Source organism: Citrobacter sp. RHBSTW-00524, from assembly GCF_013747755.1.
In the GTDB taxonomy this organism is placed as follows: Bacteria; Pseudomonadota; Gammaproteobacteria; order Enterobacterales; family Enterobacteriaceae; genus Citrobacter; species Citrobacter braakii.
Window position 1 is genome coordinate 894400 of record NZ_CP056421.1, and the last position, 18658, is coordinate 913057.

Consider the following 18658-nt stretch of genomic DNA (forward strand, 5'->3'; position numbering starts at 1 on the left):
TTTCCTGGTTCAAAAAAGCAACAGAGCCCAGTATGTGGGCAAAGCGCGAAGATGTCACCCTCTGAAGATAGCTTTGCCGGATGGCAGCTTTGCCTTATCCGGCCTACGGGGTGCAAATGTAGGCCGGATAAGACGCGAAGGCATCGCCATCCGGCAACTTATTTATTTCTGCAAACGTGCCTCGATGGCGTCCATCAGCATACCGGTAATCGAAACCGGGAACTCCGCTTCAATTTCACGAATACAGGTTGGGCTGGTGACGTTAATTTCCGTCAGACGGTCGCCAATGATATCCAGACCGACAAAAATCAAACCTTTTGCTTTCAGCGTTGGCCCAATGCGACGTGCAATTTCCCAGTCGCTGTCGGTTAATGGACGCGGCTCGCCACGACCGCCGGCTGCCAGGTTGCCACGGGTTTCGCCGCCTTGTGGAATACGCGCCAGGCAGTACGGAACGGGTTCGCCATCGACCACCAGCACGCGTTTATCGCCGTCTTTAATTGCCGGCAGATAGTTCTGCGCCATGCAATAACGGGTACCGTGCTCGGTCAGTGTTTCGGCAATAACGCCAAGGTTCGGATCGCCTTCCTTCACGCGGAAAATAGATGCGCCGCCCATGCCGTCCAGCGGTTTGAGAATGATGTCGCTGTGTTTTTGCCAGAAGGCTTTCAGCTGCGCTTTGTTACGCGTGACCAGCGTTTCCGGCGTCAGGTCGGCAAACCATGCGGTGAACAGCTTCTCGTTACAATCGCGCAGGCTCTGCGGTTTGTTGACGATTAGCGTCCCTTTCTCCTCTGCACGTTCCAGAATATAGGTTGCGTAGATGAACTCGGTATCAAACGGCGGATCCTTACGCATCAGAATGACGTCCAGATCTGCCAGCGGGAGATCCTGCTCGCTATTGAACTCATACCATTTGTCGTAGTTCTGCTCTACGCTCAGGGTACGCGTACGGGCGCGGGCTTCACCGTTGATAAGATAGAGATCGGCCATTTCCATATAATGAATTTCGTAACCGCGACGTTGCGCTTCCAGCAGCATAGCGAAGCTGGAATCTTTCTTGATGTTGATGCTTGCGATGGGATCCATCACGATGCCGAGCTTGATCATTGTTCTTCTCCGTTAGCCCAGATCGCCAAAACGCACCTGTAGCGCGGTGATGGCGGTGAGCGCAGTTGTCTCAGTACGCAGAACGCGAGGTCCTAACAGAATATCAGTAAATTGATATCGTGCGGTCATGGCAATTTCATCTGCCGACAGCCCACCTTCGGGGCCAATCAGCAAGCGGATGCGTTCCACCGGGAGCGGCAGCGTATTGATGCTGGCGCTGGCGCGGGGATGCAGGTTCAGTTTCAGACCTTCATCTTGTTCGGCGCACCACGCTTCCAGATCCATCGCCGGGCGAATTTCAGGCACCCGATTACGACCGCACTGTTCGCAGGCGGCAATGGCGATTTTCTGCCACTGCTGGAGCTTCTTGTTCAGGCGTTCGCTGTCCAGTTTAACGCCGCAGCGCTCAGAAAAAAGTGGCGTAATGAGGCTTACACCCAGTTCAATCGATTTTTGGATAGTAAATTCCATTTTTTCACCCCGCGACATCACCTGGCCCAGGTGGATGTGCAGCGGCGATTCTCGATCGTCGAGTTCAGCGTTAAGCACCTTCACGTCCACGCTTTTCTTACTGGCGTGGGTGATTTCGGCGTCGAATACCTGATTGCTGCCATCAAACAGCTGTAGCGCCTGGCCTGGCCCCATACGCAGTACGCGGCCGATATGGTTGGCTGCATCTTCACACAGTGAAATTTGGCTGCCGGAAGTGAGTGGCTCAGGGTGATAAATGCGAGGAATGCGCATAGTTAAACATCCGCGTCATGGCCCTGGGCTGCAAAAGGCCAGGGCATGGTTAAAAAATATTGCTGCTAGTGTAGGTTAGCTCTTTTGCGCCTGGCAAGCGCGTTGCACATAGGGGTTATGGTTCCCCTGTACCTTCGCAATGCGTTCGTCGCGCTCACACTCCCAATCGGTGACCGGATACTGCTTATTCCAGGCATTAAAAAGCTGAGTTTGCTGGCGGGAGAGCGTCAGGTTGTATTGGTCGCGCATGTAAAAATAGGTACGCGCGATGGCGCCACGGGCGCGGGCTGGCGGCTCGGCAACTTTCTCTTTGAAGTCAACCTTCATGGTGCATTGTCCATATTGGCCTTCACCACCGTTCCACTGGCTGTACATAAAGTTTGCGCGATCGCCATTGACCTCACCCACCGCGGGCTGCAGGTTATGCATATCGCTTTCCATTTTGCGATAGACCGGATCTTTAGCGCAGTTTTTACGCCCTCCGTCCTGCCAGCACTGGCGCTGATGACCAAATTGCCAGGCGGGGACAACGTGTTCCCATTCAATTCGACTGGCGCGGTTTTCATTTTTTCGCACTTTATAGCCGCAGGATTCGAGGTCAACGACCCCTTTTTTTCCTTGCCAGTTAATTTTACATCCGCAATAGAAATCGCCTGGCGCATCGGCGTTAACTTTAACGCCTGCTGCTTTTGCCTGAGAAAAACTGTTGATGCCTTCGGCTAAAACCGAGCCTGAAAACGCAGCGGCTAACAGGGCCGCAGCAAAAGAAAGATTACGGTACATCACGAACTCCGTGTCAAAACGAGCCCGCAACGTAGCGAAAGTCATTCCTGTATGCAATCAGTTAGATCAGAAAAGTTCCTGATAATTCTGAAGATTATTCTGCAACCAGCGGTTCACCGCAGTGAACGCAGCGGTAGGTGGCTTCGCCGCGTACAACGCGGTTATGGCGGCGGACGGTCAGTTGGTGCTCCTGACACTTACAGCGGTATGTAAAGGTCTTACGCTGCACGGATTGCAGCTCAAACTGATGCGTGCGCCGGGCCGGTACGCCCAGCACGCTCTCCATCATCCATTTCCACTCTTTCCCGTGCGGCGGTACGCGGCCAAAGTGTTTCCACACCAGTAGATGCGCCAGTTCATGGGGCACCACTTCGTTAACGAACGCGTCAACATTCTCCATCAGCAAAACTGGATTAAGACGAATTTCGTAGGTTTGTAGCCACGCGGTACCCGCGGCGGTTCCGCGCTGTTGGTAAACCAGCTTTGGTTCCGGGTATTGGCGTTCGAGCTTGAGATTGGCCTGAGCGAGTTTTTCCCGCAGGCTGCGCATAACGGCTTGCTGGATGGCGATCGGGAGACGGGAGGTTTTCATAACGCCAGAGGATAGTGCGACAGGGAAGGGACTGCAAGAGGAAGGCTCCCTCCCACGGGGGAGGAAGCCTAACGAGATTAGTCGTGTGCGCCAATTTCGCGCAGTTTACGACCTTTCATCAGGTTACGTTCAATGTGTTCCAGAGAGACGTTTTTAGTTTCAGGGATCAGCCACAGGGTCAGGAAGATGAACAGTACGTTCAGGCCACCGTAGACCCAGAAGGTGTTGGCGCTGCCCAGCGAGTTCAGCATCGTCAGGAAGGTTGCGCCGACAATCATGTTGGCAATCCAGTTAGTTGCGGTAGAGCAGGTGATGCCGAAATCGCGACCTTTCAGCGGCTGGATTTCAGAGCACAGTACCCAAATCAGCGGACCGGCGCTCATCGCAAAGCCAACGATAAACATTAGCAGCATCAGGACAGCGAAGTATTGTGCGGCTGGCGAGTGAATACCCACGTGCATCATTGTACCCAGCACGCCCATACCGACGGCCATGACGATAAAGCCGAGGATCAGCGTAGGTTTTCGGCCCCAGCGGTCAACCAGGCCAATGGCGATAAAGGTTGCCAGCACGTTGGTCAGACCGACAATAACGGTCCCCCACATCTGTTCGGTGGTGTTGGTGTAACCCGCCAGCTCAAAGATTTTTGGCGCGTAATACATAATGACGTTCATCCCGGTGAACTGCTGCATCACCTGTAATAGAACGCCAAGGAAAACTGCGCGGCGGAAGTTGCTGTTTTCTTTAAACAGCGCCCAGCCGCTCTGCTTCACTTGCAGGCTTTCACGAATTTCATCCAGCTCGCGTTTGGCTTCAGCGCTGGTGTCACGCAGACGCAACAGAACGCGTTCGGCATCGACAAAACGACGTTTAGCCGCAAACCAACGCGGGCTGTCCGGCAGGAAGATGACGCCAACCAGCAGTAACAGGGCAGGGATGATGATCACGCCCAGCATCCAGCGCCATGCGCCGCTGTAGCTAAATGCCGTATCGGAAAGATACGCACCTAAAATACCGATGGTGATCATTAACTGATACATAGAAATCATGCTGCCGCGAATTTTTTCCGGGGCGATTTCGGACAAGTACAACGGTGCGGTATAAGACGCAACGCCGACTGCCAGGCCGAGCAGCACGCGGGAAACCAGCAGCACTTCAACGTTTGGCGCTGCGGCGGAGAACAGCGAACCGGCAACAAACAGGATTGCGCCGATCATCAGGCTTTTTTTACGCCCCAGCTTAAAGGAGAGCCAACCGCTGCCGACGGCGCCCACTGCCGCACCAAACATCATGGAACTCACCACCCATTCCTGAGTGTGTGGGGTAATTTGGAACTCGTCGGTGATGAATGGTAAAGCACCGGCAATAACACCGATATCCAGGCCAAAAAGTAATCCAGCCAGGGCTGCCAGGAAGCAGACAAAAAATGTCATGGCTTTGTTGGAATGCCCCGTTTTTTTATTGTCAGGCATGATGCCCTCCGTTGGGTAGCTAGTTTTGTTGATGTTAAGGGTAGGTGAGTACGGGGTAAAAAAATGCGAATCACATCACATTAGTGTAATCGGTTACACTGGCATTCATGTGGATTATTGTTTAATGAGTTGAAAGTTAACATTATTTATTATTATAGAATAAAGTTGATTGGCTGATTTTAAGACATTGCTGAAATATGATGTAACAGTGATGCAATGCTGGTAACGAAGAGATGTGAATTCAAGGTAGATAGAAATACTGTGCTATGTAATCGCTTTCATTTGTTATTGAAGCAAATGAAATTAGCGTGGTTATAGCGATGGGGGATGGGAGAGCAAATGACATAAAAAAGACCAGCATGAGGCTGGTCTTCATAAGCATTGAGCCGTCGGGGAATTACTTCAGACCGGCAGCTTCACGCAGCAGGGCGGCTTTGTCGGTTTTTTCCCATGGGAAATGTTCGCGACCAAAGTGACCGTAAGCGGCGGTTTCTTTGTAAATTGGGTGCAGCAGATCCAGCATCTGAATCAGGCCATACGGGCGCAGGTCGAAGAACTCACGCACCAGCAGGGTCAGCTGTTCTGAAGGCACTTTTTCAGTACCGAACGTTTCCACCATGATAGAGGTCGGTTCAGCCACGCCGATTGCGTAGGAAACCTGAATCTCACAACGGTCAGCCAGGCCAGCGGCAACGATGTTTTTCGCTACGTAGCGGGCTGCATAAGCTGCGGAACGGTCAACTTTAGACGGATCCTTACCAGAGAATGCGCCGCCGCCGTGACGGGCCATGCCGCCGTAGGTATCAACGATGATTTTACGACCCGTCAGACCGCAGTCACCCATTGGACCGCCGATAACGAAACGACCAGTTGGGTTGATGAAGAACTTGGTTGAAGCTGTCAGCCATTCAGTCGGCAGTACCGGCTTGATGATCTCTTCCATAACGGCTTCTTGCAGCGATTTCTGATCGATATCTTCAGAGTGCTGAGTCGACAGAACAACCGCATCGATACCGACGATTTTACCGTCGTCATACTGGAAGGTTACCTGGCTTTTTGCATCCGGGCGCAGCCAGGATAAGGTGCCGTTTTTACGCACTTCAGCCTGACGCTGCACCAGACGGTGAGCATAGGTAATCGGGGCTGGCATCAGCACGTCGGTTTCGTTGGTTGCATAACCAAACATCAGACCCTGGTCGCCTGCGCCCTGTTCCAGCGGATCCGCACGGTCAACACCCTGGTTGATGTCCGGAGACTGTTTACCAATCGCGCTCAGTACCGCACAAGAGTTGGCATCAAAGCCCATGTCGGAATGCACATAGCCAATTTCGCGAACCGTGTTACGGGTGATCTCTTCGATATCAACCCATGCGCTGGTGGTGATCTCACCGCCAACTAAAACCATACCGGTTTTGACGTAGGTTTCGCAGGCAACGCGTGCTTTCGGATCCTGCTCCAGGATTGCATCCAGCACGGCATCAGAGATTTGGTCAGCGATTTTGTCAGGATGCCCTTCTGATACGGACTCGGACGTAAAAAGGTGTTTTGCCATATTTAATTTCACCTAAGGAGAATGTAGTTAGCTCAAACTGTCGAGTGGAATAGCCATGTGTAGAAGATTCTACCATGAGTCTGCAGATGACGGACACTGGCAGTCTGAGTGTTAATCGGTATAGATGGATTAACATCTGGACGGCTATTTTAAGGCGGTTCTGCGCCTGATTTCCAGCTTTTTTTGATTGAGCTCGCATTGTACTGAAAATGTAACTGGAAATTTTTCCTGACGGTGCTGGCAATGCGCGTATTTATCTTTTGCTTTTTCGTACTGTTGTCGGTATAAAACGCGGCGCGCGGCTCATATCCGTCATACTTCAAGTTGCATGTGCGTTGGCAATACTCGCCCAGTCACTTACTCCTGTAAGCGCCCGGGGATTCACTGCGTTGCCGCCTTCCCGCAACTCGATTTATTGAGGATAGACAAAAAAGCACACGACGTTTTCATCGTGTTGCCACTTCCAGCCGGGTTAAAACTTTAGCTTTGGCTTGTGGGTTCGTTCCGTCAGGAGCAACCGTGGAGGTGATACGAGATAATGAACCGTTGTATTCTGCTGAATCTGTCGCACCGTTCTGGTGTACATATGTCCCCCGCAATCTGCATCTTGCATACCTGCCGATGTTATACCCATCTCGGCGCTTCTCAGGACTCCAGGGCCGGCAACGGTCACTAAGAACTGAACAAGGGCGCTCTTGGTAAACAAGAGTTTTCTCGTGGTTTCGCCGAACCGTCAGCATTAAGTTCGGTTACGTGTTTACATTGATATGAAAAAGAAACCGGTCGCACAGTCGGAGCGTCAGCACTATCTGCTGGAAATTCTGCCTGTATTTGGGTTGTTATCGCGTCTTCGGATTGCGATAGTAGTCAACTGTTTTACACTTGTTAATAAAATTTGAGGTTCGCTATGTCTGACGACATTTCTTTGGGTTCGCCTTCGTCAGCAGGCGAACACGGTGTACTACGCTCCATGCAGGAGGTTGCAATGAGTTCCCAGGAAGCCAGCAAGATGCTGCGTACTTACAATATTGCCTGGTGGGGTAATAACTACTATGACGTCAATGAACTGGGCCACATCAGCGTGTGCCCGGATCCCGACGTACCAGAAGCGCGCGTTGACCTTGCTGAGTTGGTGAAAGCCCGTGAAGCGCAGGGCCAGCGTTTGCCTGCATTGTTCTGCTTCCCGCAGATCCTGCAACACCGTCTGCGTTCGATTAACGCCGCGTTTAAGCGCGCCCGTGAGTCTTACGGCTACAACGGTGACTATTTCCTCGTTTACCCGATCAAGGTTAACCAGCACCGTCGCGTGATTGAATCGCTGATCCACTCCGGCGAACCGCTGGGGCTGGAAGCCGGTTCTAAAGCTGAACTGATGGCCGTTCTGGCTCATGCCGGAATGACCCGCAGCGTGATCGTGTGTAACGGCTATAAAGACCGCGAATACATCCGCCTGGCGCTAATTGGCGAAAAGATGGGCCATAAGATCTATCTGGTCATCGAGAAGATGTCTGAAATCGCTATCGTGCTGGATGAAGCTGAACGACTGAATGTTGTTCCGCGTCTGGGCGTGCGTGCGCGTCTGGCGTCGCAAGGGTCCGGCAAATGGCAGTCCTCCGGCGGAGAGAAATCGAAATTCGGCCTGGCGGCAAACCAGGTGCTGCAACTGGTAGAAATGCTGCGCGAGCGCGGTCGTCTGGACAGTATTCAGTTGCTGCACTTCCACCTCGGCTCACAGATGGCGAACATTCGTGATATTGCCACCGGCGTACGTGAGTCGGCGCGTTTCTACGTTGAGCTGCACAAGCTTGGCGTAAATATCCAGTGCTTCGACGTGGGCGGTGGCCTGGGCGTGGACTACGAAGGTACCCGTTCGCAGTCTGACTGCTCCGTAAACTACGGCCTGAACGAATACGCGAACAACATCATCTGGGCCATTGGCGACGCCTGTGAAGAGCACGGTCTGCCGCACCCGACGGTAATTACCGAATCCGGTCGCGCTGTTACCGCGCATCATACCGTGCTGGTGTCTAATATTATCGGCGTTGAGCGTAGCGAGCATACCGAAGCAACGCCTCCGGCTGACGATGCGCCGCGTGCCCTGCAAAGCATGTGGGAAACCTGGCAAGAGATGCATGAGCCGGGAACCCGTCGTTCGCTGCGTGAATGGCTGCACGACAGCCAGATGGATCTGCACGATATTCACGTTGGGTACTCTTCAGGAACCTTTAGCCTGCAGGAACGCGCGTGGGCAGAACAGCTCTATCTGAACATGTGTCACGATGTGCAAAAACAACTCGACCCGAGCAACCGCGCGCACCGTCCGATTATCGACGAGTTGCAGGAACGTATGGCGGATAAGATTTACGTCAACTTCTCGCTGTTCCAGTCGATGCCGGATGCGTGGGGGATCGATCAGCTGTTCCCGGTGATGCCGCTGGAAGGGCTGAACAAGGCTCCTGAGCGCCGTGCGGTGCTGCTGGATATCACCTGTGACTCTGATGGCGCTATCGACCACTATGTTGATGGTGACGGCATTGCGACCACCATGCCGATGCCGGAATACGACCCGGAGAACCCGCCGATGCTGGGCTTCTTTATGGTGGGTGCGTACCAGGAGATCCTTGGCAACATGCACAACCTGTTCGGTGATACCGAAGCGGTTGACGTGTTCGTCTTCCCTGACGGCAGCGTGGAGGTTGAGCTGTCTGACGAAGGGGATACCGTGGCGGATATGCTGCAATACGTGCAGTTGGATCCGAACACCTTGCTAACGCAGTTCCGTGACCAGGTGAAAAACACCGATCTGGATACCGAGTTGCAGCAGCAGTTCCTCGAAGAGTTTGAGGCAGGTCTGTACGGATACACCTATCTCGAAGACGAGTAATTAAGATATATCTGCTTGAGAGCCGGCTTATTTATATAAACCGGCTCTTTTTTTATTAATGAAATCTGAAATATGGTGGCAACTCTTTCTTTTATCTTTTTAGAACTCTACTGTTGCCGATGTAATAACTCGGAAACAGAAAAGGAATCGAGATGAAGGGATTTAAGTGGAACGTGTTTTTTGCCGTAATTTTTTTACTTGCTGGTGGCTGTTCCGTGCCTGCATATTATAGCAGTGCACCTTCGCCAGGCGTGGGAACGGCCTGGGGCGGCGACGTGCACTCAACGGTAACGGGCGTATCTGTAGAACGTGCGGAGCGCGACCCTGCCGAAGTCATATTAATAAATTATTCTGCAAAGTATTCGACGGGTTACGATAGAGTATACAGCATACGCATTAGTGATTTGGAATATGCTGTTCGCGATGCTAATTTTAATTCTATCCCTATTACCCGTCTTTACAACTCTTCTGTTGGGCAATGGCAATATAGTCTTCCTGCCAGGGTGGGGACAAATTATCAATTGTATGTGCGCAATCACAGTCGAGATACGAACTATGAAATCGTCGCGACTGTAGATGGGCTTGATGTACTTAACGGCAAACCTGGTTCGCTGAATAACAGCGGTTATATTGTTAATGCGGGAGATTCGCTGGCAATCAAAGGGTTCCGAAAAGATAAGTATACTGAAGCCGAATTTCGGTTTTCTGATGCTTCAAACTCCTACGCCGCTAACTCTGCGCAGGGTGACAAGCGCAACATCGGAGTGATTGGTTTCGCCGCATTTGCTTTGCAGGGCCTGGTCGTTAAAACGCTCCCGCCTTGCTCTGCGCAGGCATTCCCGGCGGACAGTAATGGTTATGCCCCGCCGCCATGTCGTCAATAAAAGCGCTGCTTGAAGCGGGGAAGTTTTAAGGCGATAATTACACAAAATCTGTTTTAAAAAATCTAACCCTTCCTCGTCGGGCCTAACGACGCGGAAGGGTTTTTTTATACCGACGAATATGAGGTTTTTGCCATGAGCACCTTAGGTCATCAATACGACAACTCCCTGGTTTCTAACGCCTTTGGTTTTTTGCGTCTGCCGATGAACTTCATGCCGTATGACAGCGACGCCGATTGGGTGATCACCGGCGTACCGTTTGATATGGCAACGTCTGGCCGCGCGGGCGGTCGTCATGGTCCGGCTGCGATCCGTCAGGTTTCCACTAACCTGGCGTGGGAACACAATCGCTTCCCGTGGGACTTCGATATGCGCGAGCGTCTGAACGTGGTGGACTGCGGCGATCTGGTTTATGCGTTCGGTGATGCCCGTGAAATGAGTGAAAAACTGCAGGCGCATGCTGAGAAGTTGCTTTCTGCCGGTAAGCGCATGCTCTCTTTCGGCGGTGACCACTTCGTCACGCTGCCGCTCCTGCGCGCGCACGCTAAACACTTTGGTAAAATGGCGCTGGTGCACTTTGATGCCCACACCGACACCTACGCTAACGGCTGTGAATTCGACCACGGTACCATGTTCTACACTGCGCCGAACGAAGGTCTGATCGATCCGAATCACTCTGTGCAGATCGGTATTCGTACCGAGTTCGACAAAGATAACGGCTTTACCGTGCTGGATGCTTGCCAGGTGAACGATCGCGGCGTAGATGACGTCATCGCCCAGGTTAAGCAGATTGTTGGTGATATGCCGGTGTATCTGACCTTTGATATCGACTGCCTCGATCCGGCGTTTGCTCCAGGAACCGGTACGCCCGTGATCGGCGGTCTGACTTCCGATCGCGCGATCAAGCTGGTACGTGGTCTGAAAGATCTGAATATCGTCGGGATGGATGTGGTGGAAGTGGCTCCGGCCTACGATCAGTCAGAGATCACCGCGCTGGCGGCGGCTACGCTGGCACTGGAAATGCTGTATATCCAGGCGGCGAAGAAAGGCGAATAACGGGTTTCGGACTATTTTGCCGGATGTCGCTGACGCTAGTCCGGCCTACATTATTGCTGAATTTGTAGGCCGGATAAGGCGTTCACGCCGCCATCCGGCACTGTTCGAGGATTATTTTATCCCGTCTGCGCTCATGCGATCGCGAATGTGTTGCGCACGTTCTGCAGATGCCGGGTGATCGTCAAACATTGAGCTTTGGCGTCCTGTTTCCAGTTTAGCCAGTTTCTCAAAGCTGGTGGCCAGTCCTGCCGGATTGATCCCACGTTTGCGCAACAAATCATACGAGTAATCATCCGCTTCGGATTCCTGACGCTGGGAGAACTGCGAGTTCACCAGTTTCTCGCCAAGATCGCCCAATTGCGACTGCGACAGGCTGCCGACAATGCCGCCAGCGGAAGCCGCTGCTGCACGTACGGCGTTAGTGCCCAGCGCGACCTGCATGCCTTTTTTCACATGACCTAGCGCGACGTGGCCCATTTCGTGGCCGATCACCGCTTCGACTTCGTTATCGGTCATCATATCCATCAGGCCGCTGTACACGCGGATACAACCGTTCGCCATGGCAAAGGCATTCACATCTTTCGCCATATAGACTTTGTAGTTCACCGGCTGGCCGTTAATGTTGTCGCCAAGCGCGGCGGCGATTTTGCCAAGACGCGTTGCGTACTCGCTGCTGGCAGGGGCGATAGTAGCCTTGCTGTCCATATCTTTACAGGCCTGATCGCTCAGCGCTTTTACCTGAGTATCGCTCAGACTATAGGCCTGAAAAGCCTCTGCGCCAGAAGAAAGCAGTCCGTTTGAGTCCATGTTCTGGCAGCCGGTCAATGCCGCCGCCATGCTCGTAGCAAGCAGTAAAGCGCGAATTTTCATTTTTTCTCTTCCGCACAAAGTCAGGATTTTTCTAAAAAATGCGTCGCTTGCAGGTAAACCGACGCTCGGCCTTAGTATAAAGAAAAGAACATTCAGTGGGCGAGAAGATTGCGCAACTTGCGCGCATGATCCAGAGATTTCTGAAGCGGTAAAAGGATGCTCCATGTACATGACACGCGGCTTGGGTTACATTGTTGGCACTTTTTTCCGGCGTAGCCCAAAACGCGCTGTCGTCAAGTCGTTAAGGGCTCAGCCTTCATTATCCGATCTGGAGTCAAAATGTCCTCACGTAAAGAGCTTGCCAATGCTATTCGTGCGCTGAGCATGGACGCAGTACAGAAAGCCAAATCCGGTCACCCGGGTGCCCCGATGGGTATGGCTGACATTGCCGAAGTCCTGTGGCGTGATTTCCTGAACCACAACCCGACTAACCCGTCCTGGGCTGACCGTGACCGCTTCGTGCTGTCCAACGGTCACGGCTCCATGCTGATTTACAGCCTGCTGCACCTCACCGGCTACGATCTGCCGATGTCCGAGCTGCAGAACTTCCGTCAGCTGCATTCCAAAACGCCGGGTCACCCGGAAGTGGGTTACACCGCGGGTGTTGAAACCACTACCGGTCCTCTGGGTCAGGGCATTGCGAATGCTGTGGGTATGGCTATCGCCGAAAAAACGCTGGCGGCGCAGTTTAACCGTCCTGGTCACGACATCGTTGACCACTTCACCTATGCTTTCATGGGCGACGGCTGCATGATGGAAGGTATCTCTCACGAGGTATGTTCCCTGGCCGGTACGCTGAAGCTGGGTAAACTGGTAGCGTTCTACGATGACAACGGCATCTCTATCGATGGCCACGTTGAAGGCTGGTTCACCGATGACACCGCTAAGCGTTTCGAAGCTTACGGCTGGCACGTGGTTCGTGGCGTTGATGGTCACGATGCTGACGCGATTAAGCGCGCAGTTGAAGAAGCTCGCGCTGTGACCGACAAACCGTCCCTGCTGATGTGCAAAACCATCATCGGTTTCGGTTCCCCGAATAAAGCTGGTACCCACGACTCTCACGGTGCGCCGCTGGGTGATGCAGAAATCGCACTGACCCGCGAACAGCTGGGCTGGAAATACGCGCCGTTTGAAATTCCGTCTGAAATCTACGCGCAGTGGGATGCGAAAGAAGCAGGCCAGGCAAAAGAAGCTGCATGGAACGAGAAGTTCGCTGCTTATGCGAAAGCCTTCCCGCAGGAAGCCGCTGAATTCACCCGTCGTATGAAAGGTGAAATGCCGTCTGACTTCGACGCAAAAGCGAACGAGTTCATTGCTAAGCTGCAGGCTAACCCGGCGAAAATCGCCAGCCGTAAAGCGTCTCAGAACGCGATTGAAGCGTTTGGTCCTCTGCTGCCTGAATTCCTCGGCGGCTCCGCTGACTTGGCACCAAGTAACCTGACTCTGTGGTCTGGTTCTAAAGCTATCAATGAAGATACTGCCGGTAACTACATCCATTACGGTGTACGTGAATTCGGTATGACCGCTATCGCTAACGGTATCTCTCTGCACGGTGGCTTCCTGCCGTACACCTCCACCTTCCTGATGTTTGTGGAATATGCCCGTAACGCGGTGCGTATGGCTGCGCTGATGAAACAGCGTCAGGTGATGGTCTATACCCACGACTCCATCGGTCTGGGCGAAGATGGCCCGACTCACCAGCCGGTAGAGCAGGTAGCTTCGCTGCGTGTGACCCCGAACATGAGCACCTGGCGTCCGTGTGACCAGGTTGAATCTGCCGTTGCATGGAAATACGGTGTAGAGCGTCAGGACGGTCCAACCGCGCTGATCCTCTCCCGCCAGAACCTGGCACAGCAGGAACGTACCGAAGAGCAGCTGGCGAACATCGCGCGCGGTGGTTACGTGCTGAAAGATTGCGCCGGTCAGCCGGAACTGATCTTCATCGCTACCGGTTCTGAAGTTGAGCTGGCTGTGGCTGCCTGGGACAAACTGACCGCTGAAGGCGTTAAAGCGCGCGTGGTTTCCATGCCGTCTACCGACGCGTTCGACAAACAGGATGCCGCTTATCGCGAGTCTGTACTGCCGAAAGCTGTTTCCGCACGTGTTGCAGTGGAAGCGGGTATCGCAGACTACTGGTTCAAATACGTGGGCCTGAACGGCGCTATCGTTGGTATGACTACCTTTGGTGAGTCTGCACCGGCTGAGCTGCTGTTTGAAGAGTTTGGCTTCACTGTCGACAACGTTGTCGCGAAAGCAAAAGAACTGCTGTAATTTTGATTACAGGTGAAAACGGGTCGCTTATGCGGCCCGTTTTTTTAAAGTAATTAAATTTATTTGGTCGTGCGCAACCCGAAAATGTAGATTTGCATCACAAATATGATATTTAGCGATGTTTTATATTTGTAGCTTGAATCACATTATTTCTGTTGACTTTTATATTTCTTTTCTCAATTCATTGTTTTTAAAGGCATCACCAAAAAACATTCTGCGCTGTATGTAGTTTTCTCCTCGATTGATTTCATTTCGCCGTGCGCGTATTTTATTTTTAACGCTAACTCGTACCCTAAAAATAAAATAAGGAAAATGTATGCGGCTGATTGATTACTTTCCCGAATCATCTATCTCAATAAAAAATTCAGCAAAGAACTGGCAGGAGGCAATTGACTTTTCTATGTCATCCTTACTTGCCAATCATTATGTCAATTCAAATTATATTCAGGCCATTAAAGACTCAACGACTAACAATGGTCCTTATTATATTTTAGCGCCAGGCGTTGCCATGCCGCACGCTCGACCGGAGTGTGGCGCGTTAAAAACCGGTATGTCATTAACGCTTCTCAAACAGGAAGTGAAATTTGCCGAAGACGATGAAGGTATCAGATTATTAATCGGATTGTCGGCGGCTAATGCTGATTCACACATTGGCGCTATTCAGGCCTTAAGCGAATTATTATGTGAAGAGGAAGCACTAACCGCTTTGTTAGCGGCTAAATCAGAAAAACAATTGGCGGATATTATCGCTCAAGCATAATTAACGGTTTCCTTTCAGGACATTATTATGGAAAACAAGTCTGCTCGTGCCAAAGTCCAGGCTTTTGGTGGGTTTTTGACTGCAATGGTCATTCCCAACATCGGCGCATTTATTGCCTGGGGTTTTATTACCGCATTATTTATTCCTACTGGTTGGATGCCGAATGAGCATTTCGCCAAAATTGTCGGTCCGATGATTACCTATTTACTGCCCGTCATGATTGGCTCCACTGGGGGACATCTGGTTGGCGGGAAACGTGGTGCGGTGATGGGGGGCATTGGTTCTATTGGCGTTATTGTGGGCGCGGATATCCCGATGTTCCTTGGCGCGATGGTAATGGGGCCGCTTGGCGGTTGGGTGATTAAGCATATCGACCGTCTGCTGGAAAAACGCATTCCTGCAGGCTTCGAGATGGTTATCAATAATTTCTCTCTTGGTATTGCGGGAATGCTTTTATGCTTGCTGGGGTTTGAAGTTATCGGCCCGGCGGTTCTCATTGCCAATAATTTCGTGAAGGAGTGTATTGAAGCGTTGGTTCATGCGGGCTATCTGCCGTTGCTATCCGTAATCAATGAGCCGGCAAAAATCCTCTTTCTGAACAATGCCATCGATCAGGGGGTGTATTATCCGCTGGGGATGCAGCAAGCTTCTGAAACGGGAAAATCAATTTTCTTCATGGTGGCATCTAACCCAGGGCCGGGATTAGGTTTGTTACTCGGCTTTGCTATTTTTGGCAAAGGGATGAGTAAAAAGTCTGCGCCAGGCGCCATGATTATCCACTTCCTCGGTGGTATTCATGAACTGTATTTCCCGTATGTGCTGATGAAGCCTCTGACCCTGATCGCGATGATTGCCGGGGGAATGACCGGGACGTGGGTATTCCACCTGCTGGACGGTGGGTTAGTTGCGGGGCCAAGCCCAGGATCCATATTCGCCTATCTGGCATTAACGCCGAAAGGTTCTTTCCTCGCGACCATTGCAGGAGTCACCGCGGGAACCGTTGTTACTTTTGTTATTACCTCTGTCATCCTGAAAATGGAAAAGAACGTTGAAACAGAAAGTGAAGATGACTTTGCTGAATCAGCCAGAACCGTCAAAGCGATGAAGCAGGAAGGGAAATTCTCTTATAAAAACATTAAACGCGTCGCTTTTGTCTGTGATGCAGGAATGGGTTCCAGTGCTATGGGGGCAACCACGTTTCGTAAGCGTCTGGAGAAAGCGGGATTGAATATTACTGTGACGCATTATGCTATCGAAAACGTTCCGCAAGATGCCGATATTATTGTCACCCATGCCAGTCTTGAAGGTCGTGTTAAACGTGTAAGTGAAAAGCCATTAGTGCTGATTAAGAACTATATTGGTGACCCATTGTTGGATGATTTATTTAAACGCATTACTGCGAACTAGCCTTCTTATATTTTTGGAGTGAATATGAAAACGAAAGTTGCTGCCATATATGGCAAGCAGGATATTCGTATCCGCGAATTTGAACTGCCTGCAATTACAGATAATGAATTGTTAGTAAGCGTAATATCCGATAGCGTTTGTTTGTCCACCTGGAAAGCAGCAGCATTGGGGAGCGATCATAAACGCGTACCGGACGATCTGGAAAACCATCCGGTGATTACCGGACATGAATGTGCAGGTATTATTGTTGAGGTGGGAAAAAACCTGACGGATAAATATAAGAAAGGTCAGCGTTTTGTGTTGCAACCCGCGATGGGATTGCCAAGTGGATATTCAGCGGGATACAGCTATGAATATTTTGGCGGCAATGCGACATATATGATTATCCCGGAAGTGGCGATTAACCTGGGATGCGTTTTGCCTTACCACGGCTCTTATTTTGCCGCCGCCTCATTGGCAGAACCGATGTGCTGTATTATTGGCGCGTATAACGCGAATTTTCACACCACGCCTTACGTTTATGAGCATCGCATGGGGATTAAGCCAGGGGGGAACATTGCGCTTCTGGCCTGCGCCGGGCCGATGGGTATTGGTGCAATAGATTATGCCATTAACGGGAATATTCAGCCGTCGCGCGTGGTGGTGGTCGACATTGACGAAGCACGACTGGCTCAGGCTAAAAAACTGTTGCCCGTTGAGCTGGCGGCAGAAAAGGGGATTGAGCTCATCTATGTGAATACTACTGGCATGGATTCTCCGACAGCGATGCTGCGAGCGTTAACTCATGACGCAGGTTTTGATGATGTTTTTGTGTATGCGGCAGTGCCTGCAGTTGTTGAGATGGCTGATGATTTACTCGCGGAAGATGGTTGCCTGAATTTTTTTGCCGGTCCTACGGACAGTAACTTCAAAGTGCCGTTTAATTTTTATAACGTGCACTACAACAGCACTCACGTTGTCGGGACATCCGGTGGTTCAACGGATGATATGAAAGAGGCCATTGCACTCAGTGCAACTGGCCAACTGCAACCGTCGTTTATGGTGACGCACATTGGCGGCCTTGATGCAGTTCCGGAAACTGTTTTGAATTTACCGGCGATCCCCGGCGGTAAGAAGCTGATATATAACGGCGTTATCATGCCACTAACCGCCATTGCTGATTTTGCCGAGAAAGGGAAAACTGACCCATTATTCAAAGAACTGGCGCTACTGGTGGAGGAGACGCACGGTATCTGGAATGAAAAGGCAGAAAAATACCTTTTGGCACACTTTGGCGTTGATATCGGGGAGGCGGCGATATGATGTCGCTGGCATGGCCGCTATTTCGTATCACGGAGCAGGCTGCACTGGCAGCCTGGCCGCAAACCGGGTGCGGCGATAAAAACAAGATTGATGGTCTGGCTGTGACGGCAATGCGGGAAGCATTGAACAGTATTGCCATTCGCGGACGCATCGTTATTGGCGAAGGGGAGATTGATCAAGCCCCGATGCTGTGGATTGGTGAGGAAGTGGGAACCGGCACCGGACCTGAGGTAGATATCGCCGTTGATCCTATTGAAGGAACCCGAATGGTGGCTATGGGGCAAAGCAATGCGCTGGCCGTCATGGCGTTTGCCCCTCGCGGCAGTTTGTTACACGCTCCTGATATGTACATGAAAAAACTGGTTGTTAATCGGTTTGCGAAAGGGGCGATTAATCTGGCGCTGCCGTTGGCAGATAATCTGCGTAATGTGGCAGAGGCGTTGGGTAAACCGCTGGAGCGACTGCGGATGGTGACGCTGGATAAGCCGCGCCTTCAACCAGCGATTGCCGAGGCGACACGGCTTGGCGTCAAGGTCTTTGCTCTGTCCGACGGCGACGTGGCCGCCAGCGTGCTGGCCTGTATGCAGGAGAATCCTTATGATCTGATGTATACCATTGGCGGCGCGCCTGAAGGGGTTATTTCAGCTTGTGCGGTTAAAGCGCTGGGGGGCGATATGCAGGCTGAACTGATTGATTTTTGCGAAGCGAAAGGAAATAACGCAGATAATCGTCTGATTGCGGCACAGGAACATCAGCGCTGCGCGGAAATGGGCGTTGCGATCAACCGGATCTACGCGCTGGACGAACTGGTAGGGGGAAATAAGATCCTATTCAGCGCGACAGGAGTCACGGGCGGCGATCTTGTGAAAGGGATCCAACAGGTTGCGAATGGTGTGCGCACGCAAACTTTACTGATCGGCGGCGCGGATCGAACGTGTAATATAATAGACTCTCTGCATTCATGGTGATTTATC

The 18658-nt window shown here is 51.7% G+C and carries 17 protein-coding genes; 10 read left to right on the forward strand and 7 right to left on the reverse strand.

Annotated features, from left to right (window positions below; genetic code table 11):
* Positions 1-162: 162 nt before the first annotated feature.
* From gshB to metK, 6 genes are all read right to left on the reverse strand, one after another.
* Positions 163-1110 (reverse strand): glutathione synthase, encoded by a 948-nt coding sequence (gshB, locus tag HV229_RS04420; RefSeq protein WP_016154394.1) that lies wholly within the window; start codon positions 1108-1110, stop codon positions 163-165.
* Positions 1111-1122: 12 nt separating this feature from the next.
* On the reverse strand, positions 1123-1854 hold the full coding sequence (gene rsmE, locus HV229_RS04425) for a 16S rRNA (uracil(1498)-N(3))-methyltransferase (protein WP_016154393.1): 732 nt from the start codon (positions 1852-1854) through the stop codon (positions 1123-1125).
* A gap of 75 nt (positions 1855-1929) precedes the next feature.
* A complete protein-coding gene (endA, locus tag HV229_RS04430) occupies positions 1930-2637 on the reverse strand; it encodes a deoxyribonuclease I (protein WP_016154392.1) in 708 nt (235 codons plus the stop codon).
* 94 nt (positions 2638-2731) lie between these two features.
* On the reverse strand, positions 2732-3229 hold the full coding sequence (locus HV229_RS04435; RefSeq protein WP_016157438.1) for a SprT family zinc-dependent metalloprotease: 498 nt from the start codon (positions 3227-3229) through the stop codon (positions 2732-2734).
* 77 nt (positions 3230-3306) lie between these two features.
* Positions 3307-4701, reverse strand: coding sequence for a galactose/proton symporter (galP, locus tag HV229_RS04440; protein ID WP_016154390.1), 1395 nt, complete (start codon positions 4699-4701; stop codon positions 3307-3309).
* A gap of 397 nt (positions 4702-5098) precedes the next feature.
* Positions 5099-6253, reverse strand: coding sequence for a methionine adenosyltransferase (gene metK, locus HV229_RS04445; RefSeq protein ID WP_003027071.1), 1155 nt, complete (start codon positions 6251-6253; stop codon positions 5099-5101).
* Between the two features lie 538 nt (positions 6254-6791).
* On the opposite strand from metK, the gene HV229_RS26460 reads away from it, so the two are divergent.
* The 5 genes from HV229_RS26460 to speB all read left to right on the forward strand — a co-directional run bounded on the left by HV229_RS26460 (position 6792) and on the right by speB (position 11074).
* Entirely contained in the window at positions 6792-6929 is a 138-nt protein-coding gene (locus HV229_RS26460) for a hypothetical protein (RefSeq protein ID WP_269149342.1), read from the forward strand.
* 91 nt (positions 6930-7020) lie between these two features.
* Entirely contained in the window at positions 7021-7152 is a 132-nt protein-coding gene (yqgB, locus tag HV229_RS04455; protein WP_049041971.1) for an acid stress response protein YqgB, read from the forward strand.
* 8 nt (positions 7153-7160) lie between these two features.
* Positions 7161-9137: a biosynthetic arginine decarboxylase gene (gene speA / locus HV229_RS04460; RefSeq protein ID WP_016154389.1), complete on the forward strand. Its 1977-nt coding sequence runs from the start codon at positions 7161-7163 to the stop codon at positions 9135-9137.
* A 152-nt stretch (positions 9138-9289) separates the two neighbouring features.
* Entirely contained in the window at positions 9290-10021 is a 732-nt protein-coding gene (locus HV229_RS04465; protein ID WP_101700209.1) for a hypothetical protein, read from the forward strand.
* 132 nt (positions 10022-10153) lie between these two features.
* Positions 10154-11074 carry an agmatinase gene (gene speB / locus HV229_RS04470; RefSeq protein ID WP_049282160.1) on the forward strand — a complete coding sequence of 307 codons (921 nt, stop codon included), beginning with the start codon at positions 10154-10156 and terminating at the stop codon, positions 11072-11074.
* Between the two features lie 111 nt (positions 11075-11185).
* Here the strand turns inward: speB and HV229_RS04475 are convergent, their stop codons facing one another.
* A complete protein-coding gene (locus tag HV229_RS04475) occupies positions 11186-11944 on the reverse strand; it encodes a M48 family metallopeptidase (protein ID WP_103284207.1) in 759 nt (252 codons plus the stop codon).
* A 279-nt stretch (positions 11945-12223) separates the two neighbouring features.
* Between HV229_RS04475 and tkt the strand changes: the two genes are divergently transcribed.
* From tkt to glpX, 5 genes are all read left to right on the forward strand, one after another.
* Positions 12224-14215, forward strand: coding sequence for a transketolase (gene tkt / locus HV229_RS04480; RefSeq protein WP_016154386.1), 1992 nt, complete (start codon positions 12224-12226; stop codon positions 14213-14215).
* A gap of 316 nt (positions 14216-14531) precedes the next feature.
* Entirely contained in the window at positions 14532-14975 is a 444-nt protein-coding gene (gene cmtB, locus HV229_RS04485) for a PTS mannitol transporter subunit IIA (RefSeq protein ID WP_149382396.1), read from the forward strand.
* A gap of 27 nt (positions 14976-15002) precedes the next feature.
* Positions 15003-16382 (forward strand): PTS mannitol transporter subunit IICB, encoded by a 1380-nt coding sequence (locus tag HV229_RS04490; RefSeq protein ID WP_016154384.1) that lies wholly within the window; start codon positions 15003-15005, stop codon positions 16380-16382.
* 24 nt (positions 16383-16406) lie between these two features.
* Positions 16407-17684: a zinc-binding dehydrogenase gene (locus HV229_RS04495; protein ID WP_065554321.1), complete on the forward strand. Its 1278-nt coding sequence runs from the start codon at positions 16407-16409 to the stop codon at positions 17682-17684.
* Positions 17681-18652: a class II fructose-bisphosphatase gene (gene glpX, locus HV229_RS04500; protein ID WP_019077647.1), complete on the forward strand. Its 972-nt coding sequence runs from the start codon at positions 17681-17683 to the stop codon at positions 18650-18652. Before HV229_RS04495 ends, glpX begins: the two co-directional genes overlap by 4 nt.
* Positions 18653-18658: the final 6 nt, after the last annotated feature.

Bases quoted from the DNA above. Each gene is read 5' to 3' on its own strand.
- metK (WP_003027071.1), bottom strand. From the start codon at position 6,253: ATGGCAAAACACCTTTTTACGTCCGAGTCCGTATCAGAAGGGCATCCT.
- HV229_RS04490 (WP_016154384.1), top strand. From the start codon at position 15,003: ATGGAAAACAAGTCTGCTCGTGCCAAAGTCCAGGCTTTTGGTGGGTTT.
- tkt (WP_016154386.1), top strand. From the start codon at position 12,224: ATGTCCTCACGTAAAGAGCTTGCCAATGCTATTCGTGCGCTGAGCATG.
- galP (WP_016154390.1), bottom strand. From the start codon at position 4,701: ATGCCTGACAATAAAAAAACGGGGCATTCCAACAAAGCCATGACATTT.
- rsmE (WP_016154393.1), bottom strand. From the start codon at position 1,854: ATGCGCATTCCTCGCATTTATCACCCTGAGCCACTCACTTCCGGCAGC.
- cmtB (WP_149382396.1), top strand. From the start codon at position 14,532: ATGCGGCTGATTGATTACTTTCCCGAATCATCTATCTCAATAAAAAAT.
- endA (WP_016154392.1), bottom strand. From the start codon at position 2,637: ATGTACCGTAATCTTTCTTTTGCTGCGGCCCTGTTAGCCGCTGCGTTT.
- HV229_RS04475 (WP_103284207.1), bottom strand. From the start codon at position 11,944: ATGAAAATTCGCGCTTTACTGCTTGCTACGAGCATGGCGGCGGCATTG.
- speB (WP_049282160.1), top strand. From the start codon at position 10,154: ATGAGCACCTTAGGTCATCAATACGACAACTCCCTGGTTTCTAACGCC.
- HV229_RS04435 (WP_016157438.1), bottom strand. From the start codon at position 3,229: ATGAAAACCTCCCGTCTCCCGATCGCCATCCAGCAAGCCGTTATGCGC.
- glpX (WP_019077647.1), top strand. From the start codon at position 17,681: ATGATGTCGCTGGCATGGCCGCTATTTCGTATCACGGAGCAGGCTGCA.
- speA (WP_016154389.1), top strand. From the start codon at position 7,161: ATGTCTGACGACATTTCTTTGGGTTCGCCTTCGTCAGCAGGCGAACAC.
- yqgB (WP_049041971.1), top strand. From the start codon at position 7,021: ATGAAAAAGAAACCGGTCGCACAGTCGGAGCGTCAGCACTATCTGCTG.
- HV229_RS26460 (WP_269149342.1), top strand. From the start codon at position 6,792: ATGAACCGTTGTATTCTGCTGAATCTGTCGCACCGTTCTGGTGTACAT.
- HV229_RS04465 (WP_101700209.1), top strand. From the start codon at position 9,290: ATGAAGGGATTTAAGTGGAACGTGTTTTTTGCCGTAATTTTTTTACTT.
- HV229_RS04495 (WP_065554321.1), top strand. From the start codon at position 16,407: ATGAAAACGAAAGTTGCTGCCATATATGGCAAGCAGGATATTCGTATC.
- gshB (WP_016154394.1), bottom strand. From the start codon at position 1,110: ATGATCAAGCTCGGCATCGTGATGGATCCCATCGCAAGCATCAACATC.